Origin of the sequence: Aeromonas sp. 19NY04SH05-1 (assembly GCF_040581895.1) — a bacterium.
GTDB lineage: Bacteria > Pseudomonadota > Gammaproteobacteria > Enterobacterales > Aeromonadaceae > Aeromonas > Aeromonas enteropelogenes.
The window spans coordinates 1,927,954-1,940,591 of sequence record NZ_CP095328.1 but is presented as its reverse complement, the minus strand read 5'-3'; the positions used below and the strand labels follow the sequence as shown (position 1 = coordinate 1,940,591).

The following is a 12,638-nucleotide window of genomic DNA, read 5'->3' as shown; positions in this document are numbered from 1 at the left end:
GCTCATGTCCTAGTTATAATGGGCTGGCGCAGGTTACTCAACGACTTCTGGGTAATCAATAAAAGGATGTAGAAGTATGGCAACCGGCACAGTTAAGTGGTTCAACAACGCAAAAGGATTTGGGTTTATCTGTCCGGAAGGAGGTGGTGAAGATATCTTCGCGCACTACTCCACGATTCAAATGGAGGGCTACAAGACCCTGAAAGCAGGTCAGGCCGTCAATTTTGAACTACAACAGGGGCCGAAAGGAAATCACGCCTCCGTTATTGTGCCAAACGAAGCACAAAATATTTAAAACCATGCGTTGGATAAATAAAAAACCGGTTTCTCCCAGAGAAACCGGTTTTTTATTATCTATACCTGTGACTTCTGTGCTCCACGACTGTCTCGTGCCCTAATCACGGACACCTCATCGGCTGTCTTCAGTCGTGATAGTCGTTACAGGCGATCAGGGTGTTTTCCATCAGGCTGGCGACTGTCATCGGTCCGACACCACCTGGCACAGGCGTGATAAAAGAGGCATGACTGCGCGCCGTTTCAAACTCAACGTCCCCTACCAGAGAGCCATCCGCCAGACGATTGATACCCACATCGATCACCAGCGCTCCCGGCTTGACCCACTCCCCCGGAATGAAATTGGGCTTGCCGACCGCTACCACCAGCAAATCAGCGCGGCGCACCTGCTCTTCCAGATCGCGGGTAAAACGGTGACAAGTGGTGGTCGTGCACCCCGCCAGCAGCAGCTCCAGAGTCATGGGGCGTCCCACTATGTTGGATGCTCCGACCACCACCGCATGCAAACCATGAGTCTTGACTCCTGTGGTTTCAATCAGCGTCATGATCCCTTTCGGGGTGCAGGGGCGCAGTGCCGGAATACGCTGTGCCAGACGCCCGACATTATAAGGGTGAAAACCATCGACATCCTTGTCGGGGCGGATCCGCTCCAGTACCAGGGTCGTATCGAAGTGAGCCGGCAGCGGCAACTGAACCAGAATGCCATCGACATGGCTGTCGTCATTCAATTCATCGATCAAGGCCAGCAACTCTTCCTGAGTGGCCGTCGCACTCAAGTCATAGGAGCGGGAGAGAAACCCGACTTCTTCACATGCCCGGCGCTTGCTGCCGACATAGACCTGAGAGGCAGGATCCGCCCCCACCAGAATGACGGCCAGCCCCGGTGCCCGTTTCCCTGCCGCCAACCGCTGTTGGACCTGCGCCGCGACCTGGCTGCGAATCGTTTGCGCAACCTGTTTTCCATCTATGATTTTGGCAGACATCGTACTCCACTCACCATGTGTTCAACTGCCGCGCATTGTCGCATTTTTTTAGCCGGGATGTTAGCGGCACAGATAGGTCGCATGACCAGAGGGCAATAAGTAGGCACTTGAATTTACTGGGGGAAAAAGTCGTTGACGCTGGCTCCAACGCTTGGGTATGATGCCCGCCCGTTGCCCAGTACGACTCTTGTCGAGTATGCTGGACGCGGTATTTCGGTGATTAGCGCAGCCCGGTAGCGCATCTGGTTTGGGACCAGAGGGTCAAAGGTTCGAATCCTTTATCACCGACCAGGTTTGTCAACTTGCCTGCATGGCGGGTTGAGATACGCGCCCTTAGCTCAGTCGGATAGAGCAAAACTAACCCCCAAAGTGTTACCACTTTTTGAGGTGACTAGAGTAGGCAAGGGCTGGAGAGATGGTAAGGTTACCTAGTAAAGCCTTGCTGTTACTCCTTACAAAAAAGAGTTACCATTTTGCATAGCTCTTAAGATGTTGTTGATTTGTAAAATTTGTCCCGTTAGCTCAGTCGGATAGAGCATCCGCCTTTAAGTTATTAGGAGCCTGTACAGGGAAACCTATACAGTGGAGAGGGTGAATTCAAGGAAGCCTCAGCGCGTAATGGCGGTGGTAATCTTGAGCCAAGCTCTACAAGCGTGTAGAGAAGGTGCAGAGACTAGATGGTGCAATGCGATCTCATTGCGGAATACATCATTAGCGCCCTCCACCCAAACAGATAATGCTGTGGGTGAAGATATAGTCCAGACCACAAACACCCTCGGGTGGCAGTGAAAGCTGTAGTGGTAAGCTAAGCGGATGGTCGCAGGTTCGAATCCTGCACGGGACGCCATTTTCAGAAGTAAAAAAGCCAGCATTAGCTGGCTTTTTTACTTCTATAACCTCTCAATTAAATCCCCCCCTCCCCCATTGGACAACCAATGACGACCTTATTGGTCTTTGGATGAGTACGCCCTCATCACCTCCTCCACGGCAAAGTGTTGGCTCATGACAACCTTATCGATCGGATCTATGTGTGTATGGCTCTGAGCAAGATAGCGGTCTGTTTTGTGACAGCCAACGGGCGTGGCATTGATGTCGCCAAGCGCCTGCTGGAGTTCTGCACGAGTCTGCTGCGTATTCCGGCGAAGTTGAACAGCCATTCCGGCCAACGTGAACACCCTGATCCTTAACGCGCTCACGTCACCCCGTTTCTAACTCGAGTGTTCAGATTGGGTCAACTCACTTCTCCTCTTTCTCATCGATTCTCCCTTCAGTGACAGCCGGTGAGCGTTGTGCATCAGCCGGTCCAGGATCGCATCTGCCAGAGTGTTGTCCCCCAAGCTCGCGTACCACTCTTCCGTTGGCAGCTGACTGACCACGACCGTCGAGTATTTCCCGTACCGATCATCCATGATCTCCAGCAGGGCGTTGCGCTGCTCGGCATTCACCGCTTCCAGTCCCCAGTCATCCAGGATCAGCAGCTCTATCCTTGCCAGTTGACCCAGCAGTCTGGCGTAACTGCCATCTACCTTGGCCTGGCTCAGCTCAAGTAGCAGACGCGGCAGCCGGTAGTAACGAGTGCTGTGCCCCTGCTGACAGGCTTGGTAGCCCAGCGCACAGGCTAGGTAGGTTTTTCCGCAGCCACAGGGGCCGGTAATGAGCAGGTTCTGGCCCCGGCGCAGCCACTCTCCTTGGGCCAGGTTTGCCACCTGTGACCGCTCCAGGTTGCGTGCAGACTGGTAGTCCACCTCTTGCACCGTGGCCTGGAGTTTGAGCCTCGCCTGCTTGACCAGCCGAGCTTGTTTACGCTGCTCCCGGCTCAGTTGTTCGTGTTCGACCAGCAGGCTTAGCCGCTCGATGAAGGGCAGCCCTTCGTAGGTACTTGCCTGTTCCAGTTGTTGTTGCACGGCATCCGCCATGCCAGTCAGTTTCAGGTGTCTCAAGCGGGTCAGCGTTTGTTGGGTCATGGGTTTTTTCCTCGTTAGTGGAAGCTCTGGGGGCCGCGGATGTTCTCGTGCTCTTGCGGCAGTTCTGGATAACTGAGCGGACTTGCGGGCAGTTGGTCGCGGCCACTGGTCAGCACCGACTTGAGCTGCTTGAGCCGCACCAGTCCTTCCCGGTTGGCCAGCTGGCAACAGCCTTCGACTCGTGATGGCGGATACTCCCGGCTAAGACTCAGCAGTCCCAGGCAGAGTCGGTATGCCTGCTCGGCATGGGCTTTCTCTGCCAGCCGTTCGCTAACCCAGCACAAGGTGCCCGGTCCGATGTCGGCAGCCCACTGCTTAAGACGCCCTGGCGTCCAGCGTTGCTGCTTGCTGTGACGTTCCGGCATGTGCTCAGGGAGTGTGCTCATCCCCGGGATGGTTTTACGCGGATGGCTCGCGACCAGCTGTTGCTGGTGATAGACCTGAAGCAGGGTATCGCCCGCATGGAGCTCCAGTTGCTGACCCACATACTGGTGCGGCACCGAGTAATGGTGCTGCTCATAACTGACGTGATAGTCGATGTTGACCTTGACCGTTTTGATGGCGACATAGCGATAGGGATGCACCGGTAGTGACCCCAGTGCCGGGCGGTCCAACTGCTCAAACGCCTCGCGTCGGTTACCGGGCAGCTGCTTGAACGGGCGCTCGTTGAGCTCATTCAACAAAGCCCGGATGCACTGGTTTAGCTCGGCAAGCGAGAAGAAGGTCTGATGGCGTAGACGAGCCAGGATCCAGCGCTCGACGATCTGCACACCCACCTCGGCCTTGGCTTTGTCCTTAGGCTTGTAAGGGCGAGCTGGCATCACCGCCACCTGATAGTGCTCGGCCAACTGCTGGTAGCTGGGGTTGAGCTCGGGATCGTATCGGCAAGCCTTGCTGACACCGCTCTTGAGGTTGTCGGGGATCAGCAGTACCGGTGTCCCGCCGAAAAACTCAAAGGCACGGACATGGCTTTGCAGCCAGTCCGGCAGTGACTGGGACCAGGTGGCCTCGGCAAAGGTGTAGTTGGACGCACCGAGCACGGCGACAAAGACTTGTGCCTGACGGACCTCACCCGTAGTCGGCGACACGATGGGCACCGTGGGCCCGCAGTAGTCGATAAAGAGCTTTTCCCCCGCCTTGTGGATCTGGCGCATGGAGCGCTTTTGCAACTGACACCAGGACTTGTAACGGTCACAGAACTGGGAGTAGCTGTAACAGCTATTGGGATAGCGCTGGGTGTACTCCTCCCAGAGCAGCTGTTTGGAGACCCCCTTGCGCTTGAGCTCCTGATGGACAGAGGGCCAATCCGGCACAACATGGCGGGCCGAGATGGTGGTATCGGCCTGCGGATAGAACAGGGCAGCCAGTCGGCCATCATCAAGCTCGGTAGGTAAGGGCCAGGTAAGGCCGAGCGCCTGGGCACTTTTGAGGAGTTTCTGGATGGAGCCGACACTGACCTTGGTACAGATACTGATTTGGCGAACAGAGAGGTCAGCTTCCAGCCGCAGTCGCAGCACTTCACGAATTTTACGCATTGCAATCCTCTTGGCAGACATAGGCTCTTCCCTGGCAAAAGGGAGAGCGTATCAAAGGTTTTTAAATCAATGCGTTAAGGATGATTCCGGTGAATGTGAACAGTGATTCCGGGATGTTGAACACTGTTTCCGGAAAGGAGGGGCGAAGTGTTCAGGTTGAACCGGAATGAGCGTTCACATTGGTCCGGAAATGGTGTTCACGTTGAATCGGAATTGGTGTTCATGATCGGCCGGAATATGCATCTGCGCCTGCTTTGCTGGGCCCATGTACTGCGCAACGTGGCTATTATCGCCCTGAGTGGGGAGCTGTTTCGTCAACGCTTACTTTCGTTGGTTGAGACGACCAAACACTTGGGACATTGACCCCAAGAGTGACTGCATACAATTATCCGAGCCCGCATCGAGAAACGGATTACCCCATTCACTCCGAACTGTGTGCATCAATCCCCTGACGCTGAACGGTTACATCAAGAGGCGCTTCTAAACGCCATCAGCCCCCTCAAAAGCCTCTCCACGGCCTCCAGCCTGCCCCGCAAATCGCGACTTTCTGCAACGGTATGGTTGATGGCCCTTTCAATCGCTAGATCCAATATGGAGAAGTCGGATCTTAACTCCTGGTACTCAGTGAGCATTGAATCACATTCCTGCAACGCTTGACGGTAGTGCTGTGCTCTCGCACTCAGCCCCTCCAAGACAGACTCATACGTTTCCAATTCTCGCTCCTTACCCGATTCCGTTACAAGCGCATCCGGCCCAATAAATTCCTCTTTGAAATGCACTTCATCGAACTTGGGAGTCCTGATGAAATGAGAAAAGCGCCTCCCATCATCAACGTTCTTCCTTTTTAGAAGTCCCTGATTTACGAGCTTAATCAGATGCCGATAAATGAAGGTATAACGCCGCTTACGTATCTGCGATTCTGCTTTGTCACCAAAAATGGCATTTACAAATCCTATCGCAGTGAAGTCATCCATCTGCAATCGAATGAGTGCGGTGTAGAGCGCGGTTGGTAACCACACAGTCTGGGAGCTCATAAGCAATACTCAGCCTCGAACGAAAACATTTAGTGGAAATCTAAACTCGATTGCGGATTATAATCCGTGGTCGTTAGCCAGACAACCAGAGATAGTGCTCGCCAGTGAGAGGCGAGACATGCAAGATCTAGCAAAAAAATTTGGTGATGCTGTGCGTGATAGACGGCTTCAATTGGGCGTATCGCAAGATGCTCTCGCATATGCGGCCGAAATTGATAGAAGCTACGTAGGACGAATTGAGCGTGGTGAGGTTAATATCACCCTGGAAAAGGCTTATCGTCTTGCCAGAGTAATGGGGTGTGACATTCGCGAGTTGCTGCCATAGATATATTTGCCAAATAATTATCTCTTTACCCAGATAAAACCAAATTTCCCTATAATTATTCACAGTGATGGCAATTAGCATCATTGCCATCCTTAGCATTTGTCTATTAGCTATTAATCCCCCGCGTCCATCGATAGAAAGCGTCACCGGGAATTCAGATAATAAGTGCGACACTCATGGATGAATGGCGAGAGGTGGCCAACTGCTGATTGGTGGTACCCTTCTGCTCGCCAAAGTAAAAGCAGTATCACCATGAGCTATCAGCAGTTGACCGAGGGGCAACGATACCAGTTATCGGTGCTTCGCGCACAGGGGATGTCCATCCTTGCCACCGCACGCGCCATTGGCGTTCATCGCTCCACCCTCTACCGGGAGCTGCGTCGTAACGCCGGGCCGCAGGGCTACCAGCCAGACAATGCGCATCAGCACGCCACCCACCGACGGGCCAGTGCGGCCAAATCTCGGCTATCTGCCGATGTCATCCAGTTTGTCGAGCTGACACTCGCCTGGTGGTGGAGCCCGGAGCAGATAAGCGCGGTGGGCAAGCAGATAGGCCTCATGGTGAGTCACGAGTGGATATACCGCCATGTGGCCGCCGACAAAGCCCGGGGTGGCCAGTTGTACCGCCATCTGCGCCAGGGCCACAAGCGCTACCGCAAGGGGGCGAGCAGCCTGCGTTCTCCCATCAAGGAAGCCCGCTCTATTGATGAACGGCCGGCTATCGTCGATAGCCGGGAGCGGCTCGGTGATTGGGAGGCGGACACGGTGCTGGGCAAGCAAGGCACAGGTGCACTGGTCACCCTGGTGGAGCGCAAGAGCCGGCTCTATCTGGTCAAGCGGGTCGCGAGCAAACAGGCTGGGGTGGTGCGGGATGCGATAATCGAGATGTTAACGCCCTACATCGAGCAGGTGCATACCATCACCTTTGACAACGGCGGCGAGTTTGCCGAACACAAGGCGATAGAGGAAGCGCTGGGTGCCGAGACTTACTTTGCGCACCCTTACTCTTCGTGGGAGCGCGGTCTGAACGAGAACAGCAATGGGCTGTTGAGGCAGTTTATCCCAAAGGGAACAGACCTGAGAGAGGTCACGGACGAGGATGTCAGGAGAGCGGAGCAGTGGCTCAACCTACGACCTCGGAAATGTCTCGGATTCAGGCAGCCTGTCAAGGTATTCGAAGAGTACCGTCAGGCGGCATAGGCGAGTGTCGCACTTCGAAGTTGAATTCGCGCACAAACTGCCGTTTTCAGAAAATGCCTACATGGTCTCGATTGGCGCATTGATGATAAAGTGATCCTCTCACTACTTTTCATCGAGCCCTCTATACATGCAGAAACCAGACCTCAGAGACATCAGCCAACTCACCAAGGACGAGTTCAAGCGCATTCTAGGCCCTGTGGCAGGAAGCCTTGATGATGGTTCAAAGGTCGTATTGGGGATGCAATCTGATGTGTTTGCTTGCTGTACTATTCAGGGAGACCAAATCTCGGTGAGAGGGACGCCCAGGTTTGAGCAGGCCATCAAGTCGGCATATGCCCAGGCCAAGCCAACAATGTGGTTTGGTTCGGCAGAGAAAGAGCGTCCGAAAACAGAAACCATACCTCCTGCTCTCAAGCCAAAAACCGATACAACGTCAGCCACAACCTATCGTGTGCCTGTGCTCATTTACAAGTCGAAGCGTGAGCCAGGTAAGAACGTTGATGGTAGCCCTGCCGAAGATATGACCTATGGTACGATGACGGCTGAGCAGATCAAGGCTATCCCCATGTTCGTAGGGAAGATGGGAGATGACGGCTTTATTGGCGATCTCGAAAAGAGTGACCCCAAGGTGTTCTTTAGTAGCTTCCGCAACATGGCCACATTGTTTGCAACTGGTGACTTGAAGATGAACATTCTGGCCATGATCGCCAAGTTCGAAAAATCTGAGGGGGGTGAATACCGGAACCAAGCATTGACGAGAGCAGCGCGAGCTCACCCGACCACGATCAAGTTCTCAGATACCCTTATCAAGGAAGTGAAGGCAAAGCTGGCCGAAGTTGATGGTGATGTGAATAAGCTTGTTCTGAGTGACTTGATGCAGCAATACAGCAAGACCTCCGGCTTTCGGTTACCCATCTTCAACTCTGCGGTAGATAAGGTGCAAGGCCTCACAATTGCGGTGAACGATGTCTGGGCAGGCAAGGCGGAAATCACGACATATGAAAAGTTTGGCGATTTCTACAAGGGCACGATCAAAGTAACGCTATATGACCACTTCGGTCTCGATTATCCTGACATTGGCCCTGACCCCACAACCGGAAGAGTCAAGTTCTAGGGCCTGGCGTCCGGTTTCAGAAGCTGGTTTGTTCTTCAACACTACAAGCGCTTTGCCTACAAGCCATTTTTGACCGTCATTGAACTCAGCTATCCATTCCAAGGGGAACTAAAGTGAGCGCAGCAGTGAAGACAGAGAGAACATGGGTATTCGTGTTGTTCATGCTCTATCACCTCTTGAATGCATCGATCCTGTTCATTCAGCCTGTCTATGACTGGTTTAACGATGAATACTCCCTGACTGGCCTATATGTACTGCTCATGCCCTATCTCTGGGGTTTGATAACAATACTGGGGGCGATTTTGTTCTTGTCAGATCGATCTTGGAAATACCTCGCAGGCAATCTACTCGGTGGTTCAATTCTTCTCTTCTGGTGGCTTAGACTGGCATTCCAATATTAGTGAGTATCGTCAGGCATATGAATGAGTAGACCGAACGGCATTATCTTGGGGGTGGATTCATGCAGCGCAAGCTGCAAGCTCACAAGAACCATTCGAAACGAAAACGAGCTTCCCGCCTCGTCTATCTACTGGTTGCTGTAGCGCCACACAGCAGCAATAAATCCAGTTTTTCGTCAGCTCCGGTCTGAGATTTTCAGCCTGGATCTCCATCCTCATTTCCAGCTCTGCTGGTCTGCTGCATGTGTTATATTCGGCTCAGATGTTGAGCCGAATGATGGGCTGGGTCGGCTCATTATTGAGACCCTAGCACGTTGGATGAGGAAATAATGGAACCATTTTGGATTTGGCAACAAGCAGATTGGCCCCATTTTCGTTGGCGGGATAGCGAGATATTGCCCAGATTACGGCAGGTTCAACGCAGGCAGGGAATTCTAATCGGTCGTCATTCCAGGTTGGGGAACCCCGACCAAACGTTGGACACGTTATTGGCTAACATCATCGCCTCGTCCGCTATCGAAGGCGAACGCCTCAATGCACAATCCGTGCGTTCCTCTCTGGATAGGCGGTTAGGAGGCTCACAAACTCAGTCCTATCCAGTATCAGAGCGCTCAGAGGGGCTCGCGGCCATGATGCTGGATGCCATCGACAATCATGGACAGCCGTTGACGATTGAGCGGCTTTACCAATGGCATCGTTGGTTGTTCCCCGTCAACGAATGGTCGGTGAAGCGGCTGCATGTAGGGCAGTTGCGAGGAGATGCGCCGATGCTGGTTGTCTCTGGACGTGTAGATCGCCCCACCGTGCATTTTGAGGCACCGCCCAGAGCAACTCTGGACGATCAACTGGCCGAGTTCATCCCCTGGTTTAACCAGACTCAGCATGACCCCACGATGGATCCACTGCTTCGTGCGGCGATTTGCCATCTCTGGTTCGTGACCCTGCATCCCGTTGATGATGGTAATGGGCGGCTCACGCGGGCATTGACCGATCTCGCGCTGTCACAGGCTGACAGCCACAGCATCCGGCTGTATGCCATGTCAGTTGCGATTCTAGAGCTGCGGGGTGACTACTATCGAGCGCTTGAGTCAGCGCAGAGGGGCTCGCTAGATATTACCTCCTGGATCTGTTGGTTCCTCGGCACACTGGATTACGCCATAGAGCTGGCGTTACAGGTTATTGACCGTTCTCTTGCCAAAAAACATTTCTGGTTGCAGCACTGTCATGATGGTCTGAGTCCAGAGCAAACCAAGGTTATTAACCGTTTATTGGATGGCGGCCAACAAGGTTTTGAAAATGGCATCAACGCCAGCCAATATCAAAAAGTCGCCGGAGTCAGCAAGGCGACGGCTACACGCCATCTGGCCGAATTGGTGGGTAGGGGGTGCATTGAGAAATTACCTGGTGGCGGACGCAATACACGCTATCAGATCTGCTTACACACCGAGGGAGTTTGAAAAAACATCGCCATGGGAGCGTTAATTTCGTTTGGTAGATGAGATCTGCGATTAACGTACTAATGACGCACTTTAGTTAAATGTTGACGCCATGATGCGTACCATCTGGCATATGGACGAATAAACTTAGCCGACAGTCTTGGCTCTCCACTGACCTTTTGAGCGACAACAAACCATCGAGAACATCGGCATCAATTTCAGGAACATCACCAGCCATGAGATTTGAAAGCAATTTGGTCAGAGCGATACGGACTCTCAGCACTTCGGCAAGCTCCTTTGTGCTCTGAGCTACCTCAAATGGTTGTGATTCGATTAAATCCTCCCATTTTTTTACTCATAGACATCAGATACCTTATAATAAATGGCTAGGCCATTTGGCAGAAAATGCTATCCATTAACAGTAGAAAAGGCATCTCTTACATGTTTCACTATCACAGCATCTTGAGAAACTAGATGATTTAGACTCGATAACTTAATATATACCGGATTGTTTATTAAGTCAGAGTTGCGAGTATACATTTCAAGTGCTTTAATCGCCCATCCACCCAGTGATATATAGCCAGCCCCCATAACATTTGAGTATTCCATTACAGCCCCAGCAGCTGCGGGAATAAATGCACCAGCAAAATCCAGAGATGCTACTCTCGTTTGATTTTTTTCAATCCTTTGTATTTCTTTGTTTAAGCAGTAGAGCTTTTCTGTTCTTTGTTCCTCACTAAGCCTAGAAAACTCACCTATAATTTTTGGTAGAGTTCTAATAAGACTGCGTGATAATGCATCATCGAGTTCCAGTACGCTCATGTCATTATTAACTGCAAACACTTTACTCAAAATTGTCGATATCTCAGACTCTCGTATGGTTTGTGATGTACTAACAACTCCGTTATATAAGCCACTAATAATTTGGCAAGCATTAACCTCTGAGTAACCACTAGAGTCGAATGGAAAGTGATGGGCCTTTAATCCTTGGGAAAACTCGTAGCTAGAGCTCGCACTAGATAATTCTATAGTATAGTCTTTTCCTTTTTCTTTAAATCCCATTATGGCCATTCCAGATAGTCCCAAATAATGTGCACCTACCGCACCTTCTTTATTTGTAATATACTCTCCGAATTGCCATTGTGCCGAAAGCATATCCGCTAGTCGCTGCAATCCTATATTTCCAGAACGAGAGCAGTGGTGAACGAAATTATATTGTTCATCACTCGAAAAAGTAGTCCCAACAACACCACTCTTTTCTTGGATACCTTGAATGGTTGCTGCGGCTAAACGTCTAGGGAAGGTGCGAACAAGTCTGTGATATGAGATCATAATGTTCATCCGGAGCCGCATTTCCGAGGGCCATCATGAGTCATCAACTCACCTTCGCCGACAGTGAATTCAGCAGTAAGCGCCGTCAGACCAGAAAAGAGATTTTCTTGTCCCGCATGGAGCAGATTCTGCCATGGCAAAACATGGTGGAAGTCATCGAGCCGTTTTACCCCAAGGCTGGTAATGGCCGGCGACCTTATCCGCTGGAAACCATGCTACGCATTCACTGCATGCAGCATTGGTACAACCTGAGCGATGGCGCGATGGAAGATGCTCTGTACGAAATCGCCTCCATGCGTCTGTTTGCCCGGTTATCCCTGGATAGCGCCTTGCCGGACCGCACCACCATCATGAATTTCCGCCACCTGCTGGAGCAGCATCAACTGGCCCGCCAATTGTTCAAGACCATCAATCGCTGGCTGGCCGAAGCAGGCGTCATGATGACTCAAGGCACCTTGGTCGATGCCACCATCATTGAGGCACCCAGCTCGACCAAGAACAAAGAGCAGCAACGCGATCCGGAGATGCATCAGACCAAGAAAGGCAATCAGTGGCACTTTGGCATGAAGGCCCACATTGGTGTCGATGCCAAGAGTGGCCTGACCCACAGCCTAGTCACCACCGCGGCCAACGAGCATGACCTCAATCAGCTGGGTAATCTGCTGCATGGAGAGGAGCAATTTGTCTCAGCCGATGCCGGCTACCAAGGGGCGCCACAGCGCGAGGAGCTGGCCGAGGTGGATGTGGACTGGCTGATCGCCGAGCGCCCCGGCAAGGTAAGAACCTTGAAACAGCATCCACGCAAGAACAAAACGGCCATCAACATCGAATACATGAAAGCCCGCATCCGGGCCAAAGTGGAGCACCCGTTTCGCATCATCAAGCGGCAGTTCGGCTTCGTGAAAGCCAGATACAAGGGGCTACAGAAAAACGATAACCAACTGGCGATGTTATTCACCCTGGCCAACCTGTTTCGGGTGGACCAGATGATACGTCAGTGGGAGAGATCTCACTAAAAACCGG

The 12,638-nt window shown here is 52.3% G+C and carries 10 protein-coding genes, 1 tRNA gene and 2 pseudogenes; 8 read left to right on the top strand and 5 right to left on the bottom strand.

Annotation, left to right across the window (positions count from 1 at the left end):
* Nucleotides 1-76: 76 nt before the first annotated feature.
* Nucleotides 77-295 carry a cold shock-like protein CspD gene (gene cspD / locus MRK42_RS09045; RefSeq protein WP_010674510.1) on the top strand — a complete coding sequence of 73 codons (219 nt, stop codon included), beginning with the start codon at nucleotides 77-79 and terminating at the stop codon, nucleotides 293-295.
* 127 nt (nucleotides 296-422) lie between these two features.
* Here cspD and folD read toward each other — a convergent pair whose 3' ends face one another.
* Nucleotides 423-1,277: a bifunctional methylenetetrahydrofolate dehydrogenase/methenyltetrahydrofolate cyclohydrolase FolD gene (folD, locus tag MRK42_RS09040; RefSeq protein WP_201941198.1), complete on the bottom strand. Its 855-nt coding sequence runs from the start codon at nucleotides 1,275-1,277 to the stop codon at nucleotides 423-425.
* A 214-nt stretch (nucleotides 1,278-1,491) separates the two neighbouring features.
* Here folD and MRK42_RS09035 point away from each other — a divergent pair.
* Nucleotides 1,492-1,568 (top strand) — tRNA-Pro (locus MRK42_RS09035).
* Nucleotides 1,569-2,485: 917 nt separating this feature from the next.
* On the opposite strand, the gene istB is transcribed toward MRK42_RS09035, so the two are convergent.
* From istB to MRK42_RS09020, 3 genes are all read right to left on the bottom strand, one after another.
* On the bottom strand, nucleotides 2,486-3,241 hold the full coding sequence (gene istB, locus MRK42_RS09030) for an IS21-like element ISAs29 family helper ATPase IstB (RefSeq protein ID WP_000194037.1): 756 nt from the start codon (nucleotides 3,239-3,241) through the stop codon (nucleotides 2,486-2,488).
* Between the two features lie 14 nt (nucleotides 3,242-3,255).
* Complete coding sequence (istA, locus tag MRK42_RS09025) at nucleotides 3,256-4,797, bottom strand: IS21-like element ISAs29 family transposase (protein WP_111809685.1); 1,542 nt, start codon at nucleotides 4,795-4,797, stop codon at nucleotides 3,256-3,258.
* Nucleotides 4,798-5,243: 446 nt separating this feature from the next.
* Nucleotides 5,244-5,810: a hypothetical protein gene (locus MRK42_RS09020; RefSeq protein WP_201976688.1), complete on the bottom strand. Its 567-nt coding sequence runs from the start codon at nucleotides 5,808-5,810 to the stop codon at nucleotides 5,244-5,246.
* 118 nt (nucleotides 5,811-5,928) lie between these two features.
* On the opposite strand from MRK42_RS09020, the gene MRK42_RS09015 reads away from it, so the two are divergent.
* The 5 genes and pseudogenes from MRK42_RS09015 to MRK42_RS08995 all read left to right on the top strand — a co-directional run bounded on the left by MRK42_RS09015 (nucleotide 5,929) and on the right by MRK42_RS08995 (nucleotide 10,304).
* Complete coding sequence (locus MRK42_RS09015; RefSeq protein WP_080631368.1) at nucleotides 5,929-6,135, top strand: helix-turn-helix transcriptional regulator; 207 nt, start codon at nucleotides 5,929-5,931, stop codon at nucleotides 6,133-6,135.
* Nucleotides 6,136-6,387: 252 nt separating this feature from the next.
* Nucleotides 6,388-7,335 carry an IS30-like element ISAs2 family transposase gene (locus MRK42_RS09010; protein WP_019706001.1) on the top strand — a complete coding sequence of 316 codons (948 nt, stop codon included), beginning with the start codon at nucleotides 6,388-6,390 and terminating at the stop codon, nucleotides 7,333-7,335.
* Nucleotides 7,336-7,462: 127 nt separating this feature from the next.
* A pseudogene (locus MRK42_RS09005) lies at nucleotides 7,463-8,566 on the top strand (DUF3289 family protein).
* 610 nt (nucleotides 8,567-9,176) lie between these two features.
* Nucleotides 9,177-9,362 (top strand): annotated as a pseudogene (locus MRK42_RS09000) (DUF4172 domain-containing protein); the annotation flags it as partial.
* A gap of 114 nt (nucleotides 9,363-9,476) precedes the next feature.
* Entirely contained in the window at nucleotides 9,477-10,304 is an 828-nt protein-coding gene (locus MRK42_RS08995; RefSeq protein ID WP_354689050.1) for a Fic family protein, read from the top strand.
* 387 nt (nucleotides 10,305-10,691) lie between these two features.
* Here the strand turns inward: MRK42_RS08995 and MRK42_RS08990 are convergent, their stop codons facing one another.
* Nucleotides 10,692-11,624, bottom strand: coding sequence for a hypothetical protein (locus MRK42_RS08990; protein ID WP_354689019.1), 933 nt, complete (start codon nucleotides 11,622-11,624; stop codon nucleotides 10,692-10,694).
* 26 nt (nucleotides 11,625-11,650) lie between these two features.
* Between MRK42_RS08990 and MRK42_RS08985 the strand changes: the two genes are divergently transcribed.
* Nucleotides 11,651-12,631, top strand: a complete 981-nt coding sequence (locus MRK42_RS08985; RefSeq protein WP_279458731.1) for an IS5-like element IS5 family transposase — start codon at nucleotides 11,651-11,653, stop codon at nucleotides 12,629-12,631.
* Nucleotides 12,632-12,638 lie beyond the last annotated feature (7 nt).